This is a genomic window from Anaerostipes faecis (assembly GCF_910574135.1).
GTDB classification, from domain to species: Bacteria; Bacillota; Clostridia; order Lachnospirales; family Lachnospiraceae; genus Anaerostipes; species Anaerostipes hominis.
The window spans coordinates 1-18,983 of record NZ_CAJSYK010000019.1; the positions used below are offsets into that span (position 1 = coordinate 1).

Genomic DNA, 18,983 nt, shown 5'->3' on the forward strand with positions numbered 1-18,983 from the left:
ATATCGGGTTTCTGTCCGTAGGGCTACGATTTCGCTATCCCTTCTTCTCGCCCACACCTCACGATGCAAACCTTGGGAGTCGCTTACAAGTTCGTCGGTAGCTACGCCTATGTGGACTTGCACCACAGAACACGGACATGCCCGTCATACTTAAAAAATACCGTCATTCTCTTGTGGAACAACGGTATCTATTCGTTCTTCTATGGTTGATTTCTCTAACTGTAATAAGTGTTTATGCTTGTCTTTGAGTTCTGCCTGCTCAATCATATCTTTCAGTATCGTTGTATGATTTTCTCTGTCTAACTCCTGTACCATTTTGATTGTCGGTGCTACTTGTCTTTGTAGCCAATGCAACGCCTTTTGTAAGGTGTAAGGCTCTGGCTTTGTGGTTAAACGTATCGGTTCTCTGTTTTCTCCTATGAACCACGCCCAATCATCATTCATTTTCCATTGACTTTTCGGCTTTCCGTCCTCTCTGTCAACAAAGCACACATAATGATTGATGATAGAAAAAGCGGTGCGTTCGGCGTCCCGATAGGTCAGTAAATCTACAACGGCATAATAGGCTCGTTCATTCTTCATGCGTATCTCAAAGCGATTTTTGATTTCTGTATCTTCAACCTCTGTGCCATTCTTGACATACTGCTCATAATTCTTCTGATAAGCACACATATACAATTCGCTACTTGTTGAGCCTAGATATAAGGTTTCACCAGTATTTTTCGGTGTATCACTACCGCATTTCTCTGTACCGCTGTAATCTTTCTGCATACGGAAATAGGAAACACATTCGCCTGCTTTATATTTTGCTTTCAACTTTGGAATGTCTAATATTCCTGCTCTGTCATTGATAGCCAAGTCAAGCCGTTTCATCACACCGCCAGCCGTCATACAATCCAGCATGAAGTCATACCATGAGCGTTCCTGTGCCAATAGATAACTCTCCATTTGACGACAGCCTTTGCCTTTCAGTTCCAACAACACACCTAAATGCTCCTGTACGGAACACATGATATTGATGTCCCCAAGAACATATTTACTTTCATATCCGTATTTCCCATAATCTTCATAAAGCATGTAATCAGATTTCAGTTGTAGTACATCATGGATAATTGCCAATGCGTCCGTAGTGGGAAAGCGGACACGAAAATAATCAATCAGCAGGAACAATGGCTCTCGTGGATTGAAACGTTCAATCTGTTTCATTATCGTTTCTTGCAATTCACAAGAGGGAACAGCCTTTCCGTTTTCAATCTGATTAAAATAAGTTCGGCTAATGCCACAAGCAACGGCAATCCTTGTTTGTGTTACTCCGTATTCCTCACGCTTTTGTTTTAATTCTTCAATAAAGTTTTTATCATTCATTCTTCAATTCCTCCAATCAAAAAAGGCAACTACCATGTACTGATAATTGCCTATACTTAAATTTCTGCAAAAGAAAAAAGACAATCAACTTCTTACTTGAAATCAACTGTCTTTCTTATTTCTCTATTCAGTTTTCATGTGTTAAATGACCGCATTTTACTTAACACCCTGCAAAATACATTTTTGCCTTGTAAATACAGCGTTTTTCGCTTGTTATTGTATAGTGTTTCTTGTTTTTTGTGCCCCCCTTGTTAGATAACGGGGGCTTATAAGACTCGCTAACGCACGCCCAACCGCCGAAGTGAACCAGACACTCGCCAGCAAGCTGGCGTGGCTCTATGTCTTCGACCGCCACCGTGTCCGGATCACTCCGTTGGTTTGAATGATTTTGAGCTTATCTGCCACATAAACTGGAAGTTATACTTTACCTTTCTTGTATTTCTCTTTTGCATAATCATATGCTTCTTGGATAAGTGGTTTCAATTCCTCAAAAGTTTTTTCCGATGGATTCAGTGAACATATCCACCCCATCCACGCATATACAGGGTGGGGAAGAATTTTGTTTGTTGCAGAAAAATCATAATTCATATCAACTATACAACCCTTTGCAGGGCGTTTTGGTATAAAATCAAACATTTCTATAAAAGTAGTTTTTCGTACTCCTAAATTCACGCGGTATATATTCTCCCTGTTCAAGCTGGAGCTTTTGTCATTATCCCCGTCTTTCTCTTTTACCGTCAAAATATAGACACCGCGCTTTAGAATATTATCAGGATTATAATATATCCCTCTTTCCCCCCAACTATTAACTAAAACCGTTCCCTCTAAATTTTCAAGACAGTATTTTAATATTTCATCTGGTGTCATATATTATCCTCCACATCACAATGTTTATAGTTTTATAATCTGGGATTTATCGTTCTGACATATATTTGTGTATTTCATCAGAAGTCAATTTTCGTATTTGTGTGTTTGCGTATTCCTTGTATTCTTCAACAGTGAAAATAGGTTTCATATATCTACAGACTTTACCTTTATTCTTTTTTAGATATAATTGTAAATCCTCATTGCTTGCAAAAATTTTATAGGAATGTCTGCCATTTTCACTTTCTATTTCGTAAATACCACAAGATTTTTTCATACTGTAATCAGCGGTACGCAAATACATTTTTGCAATTTCTAATGATTTGAAAGGAAAATTCCATCTTTGTAGTCCACGCTTAGGGTCACGTTCAATACAGATACATCGTCCACAAGTTCCACAAATATATTGCGTATGATTTTGTAAACATTCTATCGGATTTAACAACGGTGTTATTCTATTTTCATCAACATAACATTCAATACACATTCTTAATTCACTTCCTTAAAAATTCAAATTTGCTACTTGCTTTATAAACTGAGAGCTGTCTATTTCTTGTACGCTTTTATTTTATCAAAATATTTTTTTAAGAGTTCTTTAGAATAAGTCTTTTCTTCCATTGAATTTCTTACTTCGTTCCAAAGAATAGATGCCACTTTCAATTTATTAGAATAACACAAACTATTTTCGTCTGAACAAAAATCTTTCAAAAATCGGTTCCATTGACAAACTGAATTATCATATTTGGCATAGTCTGATTTTCCATAATAAATTTTCAGCATATCTTGAATTGTAAATTCAATATCTTTTTCACTTTTTACTTTCCTCCAAGCTGTAGCCATTAGCAGTAAACTTAAATGGTGAAACACCTGTTAAAATCGAAAAATATTCTCTAAATTTGGCATTAAAAGAAAATCCACATTCAAGTAATGGTGTGTCTATGTTTATAATATCCACTTGCTTGCGCTTGATTTGTTTTGAAGATTTTTTAATCATATTGCCTTTAAAATACTGCTCAATAATATGATAAAGTTCTTGTTTTGTACCTCTATGTTCCAATCCTATTGATTTACATATTTGTGAAAGTTCTTCACGATACCAATAGTATCTATTAAATTCGTCAAATGAAGTTATATTTCTAAAATCAGGTCTATTTTCTATCAATATCTCACCTCACAACTTCTAATTTTCTTAATTCCATAAACTAGGTTTTATCCTTTCAAATTCTTTAAAGCAGACGAATTATTCTCTATGATTGTCTCAACAGTGGGACAGTTTTCTAACTCTGAACAGTCGCCACAAGAAGCAACGTCTTTTTTCAATGCACACTGCCGAATACCGCATATACTATCACAAAATACGGTTTTAATTCCTTCAACACGACAGCCTTGACAGTTAATATGTTCAGGAAGAATAGGTGCATTATTTAATTCAGCCCATAGCTTCGCAGTTTTTATACGCAACTCTTGGTCGTCATTAATTGTTGCAAGATATGCGTCGCATTTTTCACAATCCAGCCCACAATATCCAATCATATTTTTCATGGTTACGTACCTCTCAACTTCCGATTTATCTTTATGTACATTATACCACGATACTTTAATATCGTCATTTCTTTTCTGCTTTTGAAAAGTTACTTATCAGTCTATGTTTTGTAAAGGGTGCTAAAAGCATTACTTACGCAACAAGCCCTTGACAAACCATATCCCGATAAGTTTAGGGTAATCAAGCAGAAATCAAATAGTCTGTTGTGTCAAACTAACGAAAAAGAGATACCAACACATTTATGTAGTATCTCTAGCTTAACAATAATATTCTTTTCTCTGCAAGCAGGTAAACACAGGTTATTTCTTAATATCCTTTTGTTTTGGAAACTCCCAGTTCCCACTTGGATACGGTCTGCCTGGATACATACAGCTGGTTTCCCAATTCTTCCTGTGACCAGTCTTTCTCTTTTCTTAAACGATTTAAATTTTTATAGAATTTTCATAGGCTATCTCCTCTGTCTGTTTATATATATCATAAGAACTGCGGCTCTTTTTTTCCACCAAATGCCGTTGGAAATATGTCAACTAAAGTTAACATCCACGGTTTTTGGCCATTTTATGTGGATATCTCGAACCACTGTCGGCACTCATATTCTCAGCATTCTTTCTCAGAGAGCGCCTGTCGGCTGTACAGCTTCTGGGTGCTGTTCTTATTTTGGGAGGTGCTGTTGCAAGTGAATTATTACAAAAGAAAAATCGGCATAGCCGATAATCACTACTATGCCGATTTTTTCTGGGTTATATATCCCTGTTAAACATCACCAAACACCTGTATATATTCACTCAATTCCCGGTCTCTATGCTGATCTCATTAAACTGATCCAGCAAATCTTCTATAGCTAAAGTTTCTTTTTCTTTTCCTGCCTTGTCTAAAATTGCCTGTCCCTGGTGCATCATGATCAGACGGTTTCCATATTCCACGGCAAACCTGAGATTGTGCGTGACCATAACAGTCGTTAAGTTTTTCTCCCTGACGATCTTATCCGTCAGTTGCATGATCAGTTCCGCTGTCTTTGGGTCTAGCGCCGCCGTGTGTTCATCCAGGATCAAAAACTCAATCGGCGTCATTGTGGTCATCAGAAGTGCCATTGCCTGCCGCTGTCCCCCTGACAGGGCGCCGACCTTTGTTCCCATCATATCTTCGAGCCCTAACCCCAGCTGGGAAAGCATTTCACGGTAATGGCTGATCCTTCTCTTATTTGTGCCCAGTCCGAGTCCATACGCCCTGCCTTTATTGTCTGCCAGAGACATATTTTCAAGAATTGTCATGGAAGGACATGTTCCCATGGCCGGGTCCTGATATACCCTTCCGATCTTTCTCTGACGGACAAACTCCTTCTGCTTTGTGATTTCCTCACCACCAAGGCTGATTGATCCGTTCTCGGGCTGGAGACTTCCGCAGATCAGGTTCAACATTGATGTCTTCCCTGATCCGTTGCTGCCGATCACAGAAACGAAATCACCGTTCTGAATCTTTAAATTAAAATCTTTAAACAGACAGATTTCATTCACCGTTCCGATGTTATAATATTTGTCAATATTTTTAAGTTCAATCATGCTTTCACCTTCTTTTTCCGGTCCATACTGATGATCAGGATCACAAGAAACAGGATCGCAGTGATCAGTTTAAGGTCCTGGGAATCCAGTCCGATCTCGATGGCTGCTGCCACGCATGCCTTATAAATGACAGATCCGATGATAACAGCCGTTGTAGCCTTCAGAATATTTCCTTTAAAAATGTTCGTCCCGATGATAACGCTGGCAAGGCCAATGACGATAGTCCCGGTACCCATCGAGATTTCAAAAAATCTCTGCTGCTGGCACATGACACTGCCTGCCAAAGCTACCAGCCCGTTAGCGATGGAAAGTCCGACTATTTTTACAGACCCGCTGTCCTTAGCCAGTGACGTAACAATTTTTTCATTGTCCCCCACGGCTCTGAGCAGAAATCCGGATTTTGTCTTTAAGTACAAGTCCAGGAGGAGTTTTGCGATCAGCATGATCAGTGTAATGATGATCAGTGTCTTATACGGCTCAAGCGCCTCCGGAAATAATTTGTTGATAAAATCATTGTTAAAAATCGTATTGTAATTGAACAGAGGCACATTGGCACTTCCCCCGGTAATCCGCAGATTGATCGTATAAAGTCCCGTCATCATAATGATACCTGAAAGCAGATCCCTGACTCTGAACTTCACGTGGATGATCCCGGTCAAAGCCCCTGCTGCCGCTCCCGCCGCTGTTGAAAGGATCAGCGAAAGTATCGGATTGAACCCATTCATCAACAGTACCGTGGTGATGGCAGCACCTAACGGAAAGGTACTGTCCACAGACAAATCCGGAAAGTCCAGTATTTTATAAGTAATGTATACGCCCAGAGCCATCACCGCATAGATGAATCCCTGCTCGAAGACGCCAATGATCAGTTGTTCCATTTTTTGCTCCTATTTATTTGCTCGCTTTAATTTCTGTGAATGTTTCTACAGCCTCTTTCTTAACATCTGAAGGCAGTTTAATTCCAAGATCTTTTGCCACCTTTTCGTTGAGATAGATGTCTCCCTGATTAAACGTCTCAAACGGAATTTCGGATGCTTTCTTCTCTCCCTTTAATACTTTGGCAGCCATTTTTCCTGTCTGTTCTCCAAGTTTTACGAAGTCAATTCCCACGCATCCAATACATCCTAATTTCACCTGTTCGATCTCTGAACCGAATACCGGGATCTTTGCCTTGTTAGCTTTTTCCAGGTAAGTCGGCATTGAGCTTACGACCAGATTATCTGTAAGGTTTGTGATACAGTCTACTTTCTTGATCAGGCTGTCGGCTGCCATCGGCATATCTGCCGCCGCGCTGATTCCCTGAGTAATGATCTTAAAACCGTTCTTTTTAGCCACTTTCTCATAGGCTTCAATTCCCGCTTTAGAGTTAACCTCGTTAGTGCTGTACAGGATTCCTACATTTTTTGCCTTAGGAAGCACTTTACGGATCAGCTTCAGCTGTTTATCTGCAAGGATCAGATCAGAAGTTCCTGTAACTTCCCCTACATTTTTTCCGTCCTTGTCTACGAATCCTGCCAGTTCCGGTGATGTAACCGCAGTGTAGATAACCGGTGTCTTAGAATCAGAAGCTGCATTGTATGCGCTCTGGGCACTTGGTGTCGCAATGGCACAGATCAGGTCCATCTTCTTGGAAGCAAAGTTTGAAGCGATCTGGTTATCTGCGGCCGTATCTGCCTGTGCATTTTTATAAGTTATCTTTAAATTTTTTCCTTCCCTGATCCCTTCTTTTTCTAATCCCTGAATAAATCCTTTGCGGCAGTTATTTAAAGATTCATGCTCTGCAAACTGCTGAATCCCGATCTGATAGCTTTTGTCCTCACTTTTTTTTGAACATCCGGCAAATAATAATGTTGCTGCCAATACTGCGCTGCATCCTGCTGCTAATAATCTCTTTTTCATAACTTCTTCTCCTTTTCTCTACAATTGATTTTTTGCACTTATAGAGATAAACATTCATAGTAGTGGCAGCAGCGAATCTCTCCGCAGAAAGGTTCTCAGAACTTTCCTGTGGAATAAAAAACGCCCCAAGCTAATGCTTGAGGCGGATATCCGCGGTACCACTCAAATTGACATCATAAAAAATGCCCACTCTTTTCATATACCATCATATATGCCCTGTTGTGTAACGGGTCGGGTGCCCGGCAACTCCTACTGTGGTTCAGAACTGCCCTCGAAAGTCCATTCATCAGGGAATTCATGCTGCAATCCCACCATCTGCAGCTCTCTTAAAATCCTTCTGATCCTGACTACTACTCTTTCTCATCGGTTTATCACTATATGATAGAATGATAATACTTTTCTTTTTTCGTGTCAACCCCGAATTTTAACTCTTATTTATAAAAAGAATGTCCCTGATAAGTGAACAGTTTCGTCAGAGCCCTGTCAAACCAGGACACATTTCTTGGATTCGCCATTGTCTTTTCCACAAAATACAACGCGCCCTCTGAGTAGTCTTCTCCTTCCAGCGCCCGCTCCACACTTTCTCGTGTAGACGCTTTGATCGTCACCGAATTATACCGTCCGTCGGCTGTCGGAGAAAACTGTACGCTGCCATTGGTCCTCTGGAACACGACCTGTTCGATGGTGTTTGGAAATTCCTTGGAACGGACCCTGTTTATTATCACATTTGCGACTAAGATTTTACTCTTCATGTCTTTGTCAGTAGCTTCTGCTTCCACGATCCTAGTAAGGATTGCTTTCTCTCTTGTAGATATTTTTCCTTTGAGGCCTTTGACATCCTGTACTTTTTCAATCTGACGTTCTATATTTAACTTTTTAATCAGTGCTTTTCGCTCTTTAAACTGCTTCTGTTCTTCCAACAGTTTCCTCTGGATAAGCTGATCAACGCCATTTTCGCCCTGCGGCGGCTGAAATAAAGTATCACTTGCAAAGACCTGCTGCCCTACGCTGCATAAGCCAATCGCACAAGATATGGCTGCTACTTTCCATTTTTTCTTCAATGTCATATACACTCCTTTAATATAGTGTATGACATTTTTGAAACATTATTCACACTTTTGTAAAATTTAAGTCCAATTTCAGATACATCTACATTCTTTTACATAGCAGCATTTATATCGTCATAACATATATGTCATTTTCTGTATTTAAATCAAATCCACAGGACAGCAGCAAACCGCAGGACGCTGCATTCTCCTGTTCAGGCTGTACAACAATCCTCTCAGCATCATCCATACAGCTTTAGAGTCTTCTCCTTTCTTCGCTGTCTGTCCATTTTTCTTGATCTCTTTATATTTCTAATTCTTATTTTTTCTGTCTTTGGATCTTTCGTAAGGTGTTTTAACTGCTTATATGTAAATCCGTTTCCTCCAGTTTTACTTATAATATGATTTGCTTCAATCTGTTCGTTCGTCTTAGGCTCCACTGTGTTTTCATCCCTGGATTCTGATGTCTTGTCTGAAAAATTTCTATTTCAATAAAAATGGAATTTAGTTAATCTGTAAGCCGGGTTCTGTCTTAAATGATCATCTATCTCGACTTGCTGTTGCCAGCAAGCTCCAGCGGCACACCGAAAAGCGGACCGGGCAAGCCCATAGCTTTTCTCCTGCCTTGCTTCGGATGGGGTTTACATGTGCCTTGCCTGTTACCAGCCAAGCGGTGGGCTCTTACCCCGCCTTTCCATCCTTACCGGCGATCGCCGGCGGTTTATTTCTGTTGCACTGGCCTGAGGGTCACCCCTACCGGACGTTATCCGGCATCCTGCCCTGCGAAGCCCGGACTTTCCTCACCAAAATACTTTGGCGCGATCATTCGGTTAACTAAATTCCGAGTGGAATTATACCATGTTCTTGTATGTTCCGTCAAACGATTTAGGGATTCCTTTTCTTCGTCTTAATATCAATTATGATCCCTGAGGCACCCAGAAGGCTTATAAGTACCCAGCCAAATTTCGATACCTGCCCTGTTTTCGCCGATGCTGCTGAAGCCTCGCCTGTTTTTTTTCCGCCGCAGCTGATCCTCTCCTCTCTGGATCTCCTGATAATTCCATTTCGTTTCTTCTCCATTTTCATTTATGTTTCCTCCTTTGACACACAAGGTAAGCTCTGTTCTTACCTCTTTTTCGACCACAATGTTGTGTTCCGTCGTCGTTCCGGTAATTCAATAGCCTTTAGGATGCAGAATGCCGCCGTCTTTAGATACTCCTCCGACTGTGGCACCTGTCTTTTTAATCCGAATATCTCCCTCTCTGACATCTAAAAGAGTCTGTTCTTTTTCTGCGGTGGACTGTACTCTTCCCTCCGCGTTTTTTCTTCCCCTTGAACTGCCTTGGGTCTGCTTGTCAGAGACGATTTGATCTAACTCAAATCCCCTTAATTTCTATTAATTTCCTGTTCCGTATCAAAGGTCATTAACATTTCTGAGCCAGAGCCAGCAGCCAAGTATGCTCTGCCGTATATGAGCCCTGCAGCTGTGCCGCCTTTTTTCTGTTCTTATCTGTCTGCGGCTGCAGCAAAGCCGAATATATTCTATAATTCTTCGTAAAAAAATTCTCTCTCATTAATTAAGATAGGGGTTCATCCCGATTAGTTAGATAAAAAAACTGATCCGTCAAGTCTCAAAGCAGCTTCCCCCGATGAACTCTCTGATAAGAGACGTCTTCGGTATATCCTCGCTTTTAACACTCAGGAAGTAGTCCAAAAACTTCAGCAGGCGCTTGGATTCCTGATATTCCGGACAGCCCGGGCTGATCTGGAACAGAAGTGGCTCTGCATACTGTTTTAACACGGCCAGCTCATAAATCTGGGCAGAATTAAACATGATATCTGCCTCCTCCTGATAAGGGAAAATATTCAGTTCTTCTCCCCTGCGCACAGATTCCCACCGTCCGATGGTAGTCTTTGCATCCGTTCCCCTGTGTCTTGCATCTCTCACGATCCTTCTTAACAGACGGCCATCGGAACTGGGTATCCGGTTGTGTTCATCTATATTGATCTGACTCAGCGCGCTGACATAAATCTTATATTTGTCTTCTTCTGAAATCTCACTCGACAGCATTCCGTTCAAGCCATGGATTCCCTCGATTACCAGCACATCATCCGGTCCGATCTTCTTATAATTCCCTTTGTATTCCCGTTTTCCTGAGACAAAATTATAGGTTGGGAGCTGTACCTGCTTTCCTGCCAAAAGACAGTTGATATCTTCGTTGAACAATTCCAGGTCAAGAGATGCGATCGTCTCGAAATTATAGTTGCCCTCCTCGTCCCTGGGAGACAGCTCCCTGTCTAAGAAATAATCATCCAGAGAAATCGGATGCGGCGTGAGCCCGTCGATCTGAAGCTGAATGGCAAGGCGGTGAGAGAATGTCGTCTTCCCGGAAGAAGACGGTCCTGCGATCAGGACAACCTTTTTCCCATCGCCCACGATCTTTGAAGCTATATCGGCCAGAAGCTTCTCCTGAAGAGCCTCCTGCACAAGGATCAGGTTATTGATATCTCCATTGGTGATCTCTTCGTTGAGAGCGCCGACCGTGTCCACCCTCATGAGCTTGCTCCAGGACCTGGACCTCTGCATCACATGAAACAGCTTTGGCTGAGGCGTAAACCTCGAAACTGAATGGAGATGGTCCCGCCTCGGGATCTGAAGGACAATCCCTCCCTGATATGCGTCCACATAAAAATTCTGGATGTAACCCGTGCTCGGCGCCATATAGCCATAAAAATAATTTTCATATCCGTCCAGCGAATAGACATTGGTCCTCGAAACCCTGCGGAACCGAAAGAGTCTCACTTTTTCTTTCATCCCCTGCCCCGCAAACCTTTTCCTTGCCTCGAACGTATTGTAGGAAATTTTTTTGATCTTTAAATCCTGTCTCACCAATTCCCGCATTTTTCTCTGGATTTTTTTTGCCAGCTCATCGTCCACTTCCAGATTATCGAGAGAAAATTCACAGAAGGTACTGTTGCCGATGGAGTAATTCATCGTAATTCGGTTGGTGCACCCTTCTCCCAGCATTTCCTCACAGGCTTTTAAAAACACGAAATTAACCGTCCTCTTATAAGTCATATATCCAGTCTGCTCCTCATTCGTCACAAACCGAATATCACAGTCTTCATCAATCGTATGGTGAAGCTCTCTCAGCTTCTCTCCCGTATAGGCGAGCAAAATAACAGGGGCGCCCGGCCTCTGAAACCTTTTCGCAAGTTCCTCCAGGGCCGTGCCCTCTTTTACACTGATCTTTGCTCCTTCTACTGATACATGCAGCATATTCAGCCATCAACTCCTCTCTGCTCTATTTTACGTCAAACGGACATTTTGTATGACTCAGGATGATCTCACACTCCGGCACTTTTTGTTCGAGAAATTTACCCATAAAATCTACGAAGATCTTTTCCAGTCCGTGATGGCCTGCGTCGATGACCGTAAGCCCCAGTTCCATGGCGTCCAGCCCTTCATGATGTCCGATATCTCCGGTTAAAAATAAGTCTGCTCCCGTCTCGGCCGCCTGCTGTTCCATATGTCTTCCGGACCCCGGAACAACAGCAACCTTATGGATTTCTTTTCTTTCATCTCCAAAAAGCAGGACATGTTCAATATCAAACGTATTTTTTACCAGTTCTGCAAAATCCCCTGCTGTCATAGAACACTCAAGTTCTGATACTGTACCGATCCCTTTCGGAATCCCGTCTTCTGTACACGTCGTTTCTGCCGGAGCCAGACTCTTAAGTCCCAGCGCCTCACAGACGATTCTTCCCATATGCACCACGTCGAAATTCGTATGCATGGCAAAACAATTAATGCCGTTTTCTATCAGCTTCAGAAGCTTTTTTTGTGTGCCCGACTCATCGGTGATACTCTTTTGCGGAGAAAAAATAAGAGGGTGGTGAGTCAGCAGAAATTCCACCTTTTGTCTGACTGCTTCTTCCACCACCCCGTTGTCCGCATCCAATGCGACCATGATCTTATGGATCTTCCTGTCTCTTCTCCCTGTAAGAAGTCCCACATTATCCCACTCCATGGCATAACGTGCCGGCACATAATCTTCTAATATCTCCGTCAGTTCACTGCATTTCATAGTTCTTCAGTGCCTCCTTTATCTCTCTGAGGATACAGGACAGTTCTCCTGCCCTGCGCCTTAGATGTTCTGAATCCTTTCCCTCAAAAGAGTCAAGGATCTTCTGTTTGTCCTTCAGCTCTTTTTTCAGATACTCCTTCATCAGAGGATTTTTTAATCCCGTAAGATAAGTACCGTAAGAATACTGCCACGACTCACGGTAAGATTCCCGGCCCCTGACAGCTTTTATGACAATATAATATTTCCCGTCTTCTTTTATCAGTGCTTCTTTTTCGATGGCAAATCCATGGCTGTGCAGGAATCTCCTGACCTTCTCCCAGTGGGACTGTGGTGAGAGGACCAGCTCTGAGAGCCGAAAAAGCCTGTCCTCTCCCCCCATTAAGATCTGTTCCATCAGGTCTCCGCCCATTCCGGCGATCACCACACTGTCCGCATCTATCGGAAGTTTTTCCATGCCGTCCGAAAGGATGCACTCGATTCTGCCGTCAAGGCCTTCTTTTCTTATGTTCTCCCCGGCCCTTTCAAGCGGTCCCCGATTGACATCCATGGCATATGCTTTGTCCGTCATCCCTTCGGAGGTCAGATAAATGGGTATGTATCCATGATCTGTTCCTATATCGGCGACACACATCCCTTCGGACACAAAAGAAGCAATTGTTTTTAACCGTGATGACAGTTCCATATCTCACCCGATCAATCTAAATAGTCTTTTAATTTTCTGCTGCGGCTCGGATGTCTCAGCTTTCTCAAGGCCTTGGCCTCGATCTGGCGGATTCTCTCCCTGGTGACGTTGAACTCTTTTCCTACCTCTTCCAATGTCCTTGCACGGCTGTCATCCAGTCCGAAGCGCAGCCTTAACACCTTCTGCTCTCTCTCCGTCAATGTTCCGAGCACTTCGCTCAGCTGTTCTTTCAGCAGCGTAAATGCCGCCGCATCCGCCGGCACCGGCACATTGTCATCCTGGATAAAGTCTCCGAGGTGGCTGTCTTCTTCCTCTCCGATCGGTGTCTCTAAAGATACCGGTTCCTGGGAAATTTTTAAAATCTCCCGCACACGGTCCACCGGAATATCCATCTCCTCGGCGATCTCTTCCGGAAGCGGCTCTCTTCCGAGTTCCTGCAGGAGCTGTCTGGATACACGGATCAGCTTGTTGATCGTCTCCACCATATGGACAGGGATACGGATTGTCCTTGCCTGGTCGGCAATGGCCCTGGTGATGGCCTGGCGGATCCACCATGTGGCATACGTACTGAACTTATAACCCTTCCTGTAATCGAATTTTTCTACTGCCTTAATAAGACCCAGATTTCCCTCCTGGATCAGATCCAGAAACAGCATCCCCCGTCCCACATAGCGCTTGGCGATGCTGACTACGAGACGCAGGTTGGCTTCCGCAAGTTTTTTCTTGGCTTCCTCGTCGCCTTCCTCCATCCTCTGGGCCAGACGGATCTCCTCATCCGCACTCAGCAGAGGTACCTTTCCGATTTCCTTTAAATACATGCGCACCGGGTCCTCGATGCTGACTCCGTCCGGGATCGTCAGGTCCGCTTCTTCTTCGATCTCTTCCTTGATCTCCAGATCTTCGTCGTCCTCTCCCTCAGGAATCGTAAGCACATCGACTCCGTTTTGTTCCAGGTAATCAAAAATTGCCTCCATCATATCCGACGTCAGCTTAAAATCTTTAAAATATGTCTCGATCTGGGCATACTCCAGAAAATTTTTATTTTTCTTCCCCAGTTCTACTAAACCTGCCAGCTTCTCGCTGAATTGTAACATTGTTTCGTCCATTAATTTCCTTCCTCTCATACCTATTTTAACCAACCTAAATCGAAATATGCAGCTTTGCCAGTCTGCCTTTCTCCTGGATCAGCTCCTGCCATTTCATGATGTCGTTGGATTCATTCATCTTGTGTTCAATGCTGTCTTCCTTTACTTTCCGGACAATATCGGTCAAAGCCTTGTCATTGTCCTCGGGCAGAGGCTTTAATTTCAGCGTCGTGTTGAACAGCTCCGCAATTTTCTTCTGGTCTTCCATGTCCGTATACTGATTCAGTATCTTAGCCGGCGTCACTTTGCCGTCCCTCTCGTATTCTTCAAAGAGCAGCATGGCAGCGCCGTGATAGATCGGTTCGATAAAATCGTCCGGTCCGATGATCCCGGCAAGCTTCTGAAAAAGAACCGGCTCATTGACCAGCCACGTGAGCAGCAGTTTCTGAGGCTCCTGCCTTTTTTCTTCTTTTTTAACTTCCGCCGGTCTTCGTTCCTGTTCCTTTGGTTTCTCCTGAACATATCCGCTGGTGCCGTAATACTCCACCAGATCTTTCAGTTCCTTTACGCCCATAAAAAATTCCCTGGATACGGCTTCACAGTAGTTATTCCTCTCCAGAGGTTCCCTTATACCGGACAAGAGTTTTGCCGCCTCGTGCTGGAACTTGGTTTTTTCCTCCGGGTCATCCTGATTGTACTTTCCTGCCGCCACCGATACCTGGAACATGAAGCTGCTCCTGGCTTTCTGTATACGGTTTCTAAGTTCTTCGCTTCCCAGTTCTTTTATAAATTCATCCGGATCTTTGTACGGAGTCAGGTTAAGGACTCTGACCGTGAGACCTGCACCTTTGAGGATGGGAATCGCCCTTAAAATCGCCCTCTGACCGGCCTCGTCGCTGTCGAAGGAAAGTATCACTTCGTTCGTATAACGTTTGAGAAGCATCCCGTGCCCTTCAGTAAACGCCGTTCCCAGAGCCGCCACCGCATTGGTGAATCCGGCCTGATGCATGGAAATGACATCCATATATCCTTCACATAAAATGATAAATTTCTCTCTGGAACTCCGGGCAAAATTCAGCCCGTAAAGATTCCTGCTCTTGTCAAACAGCTTCGTCTCCCTGGAATTTAAATACTTAGGGCTTCCGTCTCCCATGACCCGTCCCCCGAATCCTATAACACGGCTGTTGGCATCCTGAATCGGAAACATGACCCTGTTCCAGAACTTATCACTGCCTCCCCTGGCCTCATCAATGGTGACCAGTGCGGAATCCTTCAGTTCTTCGTCGGAAAAGCCCTTGCTCTTTAAAAACCGATAGAGGTCATCCTGATAGATATCTGCGTATCCAAGGCCGAACTTTTTGATCGTCTCCTCGGTAATCCCGCGTCTTGTAAGATATGCAAGTCCTTTTTCCCCTCTTTTGCTGTGAAGGAGGATATAAAAATAATTGGCTGCCATCTTATTCATCTCTTTTAATTTTACCTTGGCGTCTGCCTGCTGCTTTGCTTCTGCGCTGAGTTCCTGTTCCGGAAGTTCCATCCCGGCCCGCTCTGCCAGATACCGCACGGCTTCCGGAAATGTAAAGTTCTCATATTCCATAATAAAAGTAAAGACATTGCCGCCGGCCCCGCATCCGAAACAGTAATACATCTGCTTGTCCCTGCTGACAGAAAACGACGGTGATTTTTCATTATGGAAAGGACAGAGTCCGAAATAAGAACTGCCCTTCCGCTTGAGCGGTACATAGGAAGAAATCAAATCCACGATGTCATTGCGGCTTCTGACCTCTTCAATAATGTCATCTCCGTATAACAACAGCCTGTCCTCCTATCTGTGTGATAAATGTCCTCTATATATATTATTCTACATAAACTGATTCATTCCTTTTTATTTTTCTCACTTTTCCAGCCAGAACTTCGGAATGAAGATTTCTTTGTATGTCTCGATGGCAAAATGGTCCGTCATTCCCGCAATATAGTCACAGGCAGCCTGTTCTTTGGACTCGGTCACCCCAATTCTCTCTTTAGAGTAAGCAGGAAGCAGGTCGGTGTGGCGGACATAATATTCAAACAGCGGTTCAATGATGTGGTGCACTTTTCTTTCTTCTTTTTTCGTCTGAGGATTGAAGTACACATGGTCAAACATAAATCTCCTGAGCCCAAACATGGCCTTGTGCACTTCCTCGGACATCAGGATATCACTCCGGTTCTCGCTGTGCTTTACAATATCCCGGATGATCGTGTTGATTCTCTCCCTCACCGTATGTCCGAGCACATCCGTATATTCAGCCGGAATGTCTGATTCCCTCATGACTCCTGCCCGTATAGAATCGTCGATATCGTGGTTGATGTAGGCGGTCTTGTCGGCCAGACGCACGATCTTTCCTTCCAGAGTGGAGGAAATGCTGTGGGTGGAATGATTTTTCATTCCCTCCCGGACTTCCCATGTGAGGTTCAGCCCCCTTCCGTCCTTTTCCAGACACTCTACCACCCTGACGCTCTGAAGATTGTGGCGGAAGCCTTCGGGATTTAATTCGTTCAGCGTCCTCTCCCCCGCATGGCCGAACGGCGTGTGTCCCAGGTCATGCCCCAGGGCAATAGCTTCCGTCAGCAGTTCATTTAAGTTCAGCGCCCTGGCTATGGTCCTGGCGTTCTGCGCCACCTCCAGGGTGTGCGTAAGTCTCGTCCGGTAGTGGTCCCCTTTCGGAGACAAAAACACCTGCGTTTTGTCCTTTAAACGCCGAAAAGCCTTGCAGTGGACGATCCGGTCCCTGTCCCTCTGGAAACAGGTCCGAAGTTCGCACTCCACTTCAGGCTTTTCTCTCCCCTTTGAACGGCTGCTCTGCGTCGCATATGGACTCAGCAGCTTAAGCTCTGTCTGTTCCTGCTTTTCTCTGATGTTCATTGCCCCACCTCTTCCTGCATATGGGCGGCCGGAAATTCCGGCCTATCTCCGGGTAATGTCTGTCTCAACGACAGAGATCGCATCAAGCGACATCTTCATGATCTCCTTTACTTCTTCTTCTGTCATCTTAAGGTGATCCGCAAGCTCTTTGACAGTTGCCTCTCTTCCAAGGTTTTCTGCCAGAAATCTGGCTGCCTCGTCCAGACGGTTGGCCTGCCTTGCCATCTGTTCTCCCACCGAGTCCGTATTCATCTGCTCGGAAACGGCCTTCTTCATTGCCGACTCCGCTGCTTCCCGTAAAAATTTCTCGGCTTCCTCCGGCTCTTTGTCTCCAAGTTCAAATACAGCTTCTATAAGGCCCATATTGCCCTCCTGGATCAGATCTCCGAGCAAAACACCGTGCCCCGTGTAATTCTTGGCAGCCAGCGCCACATCGGCGAGCATACTCTCGATCAGTTCATTTTGGACGTCTTCCCCGTCTGCCAGCCGGACAATGAATTCTCGTACTTTTTCGGGATCAGAGCCTCCCAGCTCTGCAAGTTCCTCCTCATAAAACCGGATCACTCCCGGATCTGTATCTTCTTTCTGCGTATTCTTTTTCGGGCTTTTTTCATACCCCTCCACCTGCACTCCAGCTTCCACAAAATAGTCGCAGAGCATGGTCTCGATCTCATCTGTAATGTTCATTCCTCCGAAATACGATAAAATATCTTCCTTCCGGATCTTGTCGCCCCCGGCCTTTGCGACCTCTAAAAGCTCCTGCATCCCTTTTAAAAATAATTCTTTCTCCATGTAATTCTCCTATTTTAAAAACATAAAATATCCGATGACCAGGATACCAAGTATGATCCTGTACACTCCAAACGCCTTAAAATCATGCCGTTTTACGTATCCCATCAAAAATTTAATCGAAACAATGGATACAAGGAACGAAACGATCATCCCTATGGCCAGCACCACAAGCTCTGTGCCGGTAAAGGAAAGACCGAATTTTAAGATTTTTAAAAGACTGGCTCCGAACATGACCGGTATTCCGAGGAAAAACGAAAATTCTGCCGACACGGTCCTGGAACATCCGATCAGGATTCCGCCCACAATGGTAGCTCCGGAACGGGACGTACCCGGAATCAGAGACAATACCTGAAACACTCCTATGATAAAGGCCATCCGGTATGTAAGGCCCGAGAGAGAATCCATCCCTCTTCTCCGGCTTCTCTCGTTATGATTTTCAATGACGATAAATAAGACACCGTAGATGATCAGGGTAGCCGCAACTACCACCGGATTAAAAAATCTGTCATGAATGGCATCGTCAAACAGTATGCCGATGACGGCTGCCGGAAGGACCGCAAAGATTACTTTGTACCAGAGTACCATAGTCTCATGTTTCTGCTTCCGGTTTTTTTTTGGCGAGAGCGGGTTCAGCTTGTGAAAATAGAGCACGACCACTGCCATGATGGCGCCCAGCTGGATCACCACGTCAAACATCTCTTTAAATGCTGCCGAGACATTTAAGTTTATGAACTCATCTACTAAAATCAGGTGACCGGTGCTGCTGATGGGAAGCCACTCCGTAATGCCCTCCACAATTCCTAAAATAACGGTTTTTAAGATTAATATAAGATCCATTTCTGTTCCTTTCAAGATGATATTTTAAAAGGGTGACTAGAAAAAATCCTATTCACCCTTCGTGCTTTCTCTATTCTTCGTCTTCTCCATCCTGAAGAATCTTTACTTTATTACTCCGTATCTCCTCAACCGCCGTGGAAAGAGGCTTCTGTTCGTCTGCGTCTTCCGTAAGGGGCATATCTCCACCGATCAGCTGTCTCGCTCTCTTGGCACTGGCAATGACAAGTGAGTAGCGGCTGGTGATGATATTCTTGTCTTCGTCATCTCCGTTGATGACCTGCATTAATTCTGAATATGATGGGTGTAGCATAAATATGATTC

Annotated in this window: 19 protein-coding genes, 1 other RNA gene, 2 pseudogenes and 1 other annotated feature; of the genes and pseudogenes, 1 reads left to right on the plus strand and 21 read right to left on the minus strand. The window is 43.9% G+C overall.

Going from position 1 to position 18,983, the window contains the following annotated elements:
• Positions 1-150: 150 nt before the first annotated feature.
• The 6 genes and pseudogenes from QGT46_RS12315 to QGT46_RS12340 form a co-directional block, all read right to left on the minus strand.
• Positions 151-1,365, minus strand: coding sequence for a replication initiation factor domain-containing protein (locus tag QGT46_RS12315; protein ID WP_148460001.1), 1,215 nt, complete (start codon positions 1,363-1,365; stop codon positions 151-153).
• Between the two features lie 417 nt (positions 1,366-1,782).
• Positions 1,783-2,232, minus strand: coding sequence for a DUF6194 family protein (locus QGT46_RS12320; RefSeq protein ID WP_148460000.1), 450 nt, complete (start codon positions 2,230-2,232; stop codon positions 1,783-1,785).
• A 46-nt stretch (positions 2,233-2,278) separates the two neighbouring features.
• Positions 2,279-2,716, minus strand: coding sequence for a hypothetical protein (locus QGT46_RS12325; RefSeq protein WP_148459999.1), 438 nt, complete (start codon positions 2,714-2,716; stop codon positions 2,279-2,281).
• A gap of 59 nt (positions 2,717-2,775) precedes the next feature.
• A pseudogene (locus tag QGT46_RS12330) lies at positions 2,776-3,391 on the minus strand (SAP domain-containing protein).
• Between the two features lie 47 nt (positions 3,392-3,438).
• Entirely contained in the window at positions 3,439-3,771 is a 333-nt protein-coding gene (locus QGT46_RS12335) for a DUF3795 domain-containing protein (protein WP_148459998.1), read from the minus strand.
• Positions 3,772-4,078: 307 nt separating this feature from the next.
• Positions 4,079-4,180 (minus strand): annotated as a pseudogene (locus tag QGT46_RS12340) (helix-turn-helix transcriptional regulator); the annotation flags it as partial.
• Positions 4,181-4,321: 141 nt separating this feature from the next.
• Between QGT46_RS12340 and QGT46_RS17340 the strand changes: the two are divergent.
• On the plus strand, positions 4,322-4,486 hold the full coding sequence (locus QGT46_RS17340; protein WP_334293353.1) for an EamA family transporter: 165 nt from the start codon (positions 4,322-4,324) through the stop codon (positions 4,484-4,486).
• 71 nt (positions 4,487-4,557) lie between these two features.
• On the opposite strand, the gene QGT46_RS12350 is transcribed toward QGT46_RS17340, so the two are convergent.
• The 15 genes from QGT46_RS12350 to rpoZ form a co-directional block, all read right to left on the minus strand.
• Positions 4,558-5,331, minus strand: coding sequence for an ABC transporter ATP-binding protein (locus tag QGT46_RS12350; protein WP_148459997.1), 774 nt, complete (start codon positions 5,329-5,331; stop codon positions 4,558-4,560).
• The gene (locus QGT46_RS12355; protein ID WP_024727889.1) at positions 5,328-6,209 is read right to left on the minus strand and encodes an ABC transporter permease; all 882 of its coding nucleotides are present in this window, start codon (positions 6,207-6,209) and stop codon (positions 5,328-5,330) included. Before QGT46_RS12355 ends, QGT46_RS12350 begins: the two co-directional genes overlap by 4 nt.
• A gap of 13 nt (positions 6,210-6,222) precedes the next feature.
• A complete protein-coding gene (locus QGT46_RS12360; RefSeq protein ID WP_148459996.1) occupies positions 6,223-7,230 on the minus strand; it encodes an ABC transporter substrate-binding protein in 1,008 nt (335 codons plus the stop codon).
• A gap of 135 nt (positions 7,231-7,365) precedes the next feature.
• Positions 7,366-7,603: a binding site (T-box leader), on the minus strand.
• Positions 7,604-7,661: 58 nt separating this feature from the next.
• Complete coding sequence (locus QGT46_RS12365) at positions 7,662-8,297, minus strand: cell wall hydrolase (protein WP_024727891.1); 636 nt, start codon at positions 8,295-8,297, stop codon at positions 7,662-7,664.
• Positions 8,298-8,776: 479 nt separating this feature from the next.
• Positions 8,777-9,114: RNase P RNA component class A (gene rnpB / locus QGT46_RS12370), an RNA gene on the minus strand.
• Positions 9,115-9,161: 47 nt separating this feature from the next.
• Positions 9,162-9,362, minus strand: coding sequence for a hypothetical protein (locus tag QGT46_RS12375; protein ID WP_024727893.1), 201 nt, complete (start codon positions 9,360-9,362; stop codon positions 9,162-9,164).
• 538 nt (positions 9,363-9,900) lie between these two features.
• Positions 9,901-11,556 carry a nucleoside kinase gene (locus QGT46_RS12380; protein ID WP_148459995.1) on the minus strand — a complete coding sequence of 552 codons (1,656 nt, stop codon included), beginning with the start codon at positions 11,554-11,556 and terminating at the stop codon, positions 9,901-9,903.
• A 25-nt stretch (positions 11,557-11,581) separates the two neighbouring features.
• Positions 11,582-12,364: a Nif3-like dinuclear metal center hexameric protein gene (locus tag QGT46_RS12385; RefSeq protein ID WP_024727895.1), complete on the minus strand. Its 783-nt coding sequence runs from the start codon at positions 12,362-12,364 to the stop codon at positions 11,582-11,584.
• Positions 12,351-13,046: a tRNA (adenine(22)-N(1))-methyltransferase gene (locus QGT46_RS12390; RefSeq protein WP_024727896.1), complete on the minus strand. Its 696-nt coding sequence runs from the start codon at positions 13,044-13,046 to the stop codon at positions 12,351-12,353. The genes QGT46_RS12385 and QGT46_RS12390 overlap by 14 nt, the downstream gene beginning before the upstream one ends.
• Before the next feature lie 11 nt (positions 13,047-13,057).
• A complete protein-coding gene (gene rpoD, locus QGT46_RS12395; RefSeq protein ID WP_009291195.1) occupies positions 13,058-14,152 on the minus strand; it encodes an RNA polymerase sigma factor RpoD in 1,095 nt (364 codons plus the stop codon).
• A 34-nt stretch (positions 14,153-14,186) separates the two neighbouring features.
• Positions 14,187-15,944, minus strand: coding sequence for a DNA primase (gene dnaG, locus QGT46_RS12400; protein ID WP_024727897.1), 1,758 nt, complete (start codon positions 15,942-15,944; stop codon positions 14,187-14,189).
• Between the two features lie 81 nt (positions 15,945-16,025).
• Positions 16,026-17,033 carry a deoxyguanosinetriphosphate triphosphohydrolase gene (locus tag QGT46_RS12405; protein ID WP_024727898.1) on the minus strand — a complete coding sequence of 336 codons (1,008 nt, stop codon included), beginning with the start codon at positions 17,031-17,033 and terminating at the stop codon, positions 16,026-16,028.
• 42 nt (positions 17,034-17,075) lie between these two features.
• Entirely contained in the window at positions 17,076-17,825 is a 750-nt protein-coding gene (locus QGT46_RS12410; protein ID WP_148459994.1) for a sigma-70 domain-containing protein, read from the minus strand.
• A gap of 9 nt (positions 17,826-17,834) precedes the next feature.
• The gene (locus QGT46_RS12415; RefSeq protein WP_024727900.1) at positions 17,835-18,662 is read right to left on the minus strand and encodes an undecaprenyl-diphosphate phosphatase; all 828 of its coding nucleotides are present in this window, start codon (positions 18,660-18,662) and stop codon (positions 17,835-17,837) included.
• Positions 18,663-18,732: 70 nt separating this feature from the next.
• Positions 18,733-18,972, minus strand: coding sequence for a DNA-directed RNA polymerase subunit omega (gene rpoZ / locus QGT46_RS12420; RefSeq protein ID WP_009291193.1), 240 nt, complete (start codon positions 18,970-18,972; stop codon positions 18,733-18,735).
• Between the last annotated feature and the right edge of the window lie 11 nt (positions 18,973-18,983).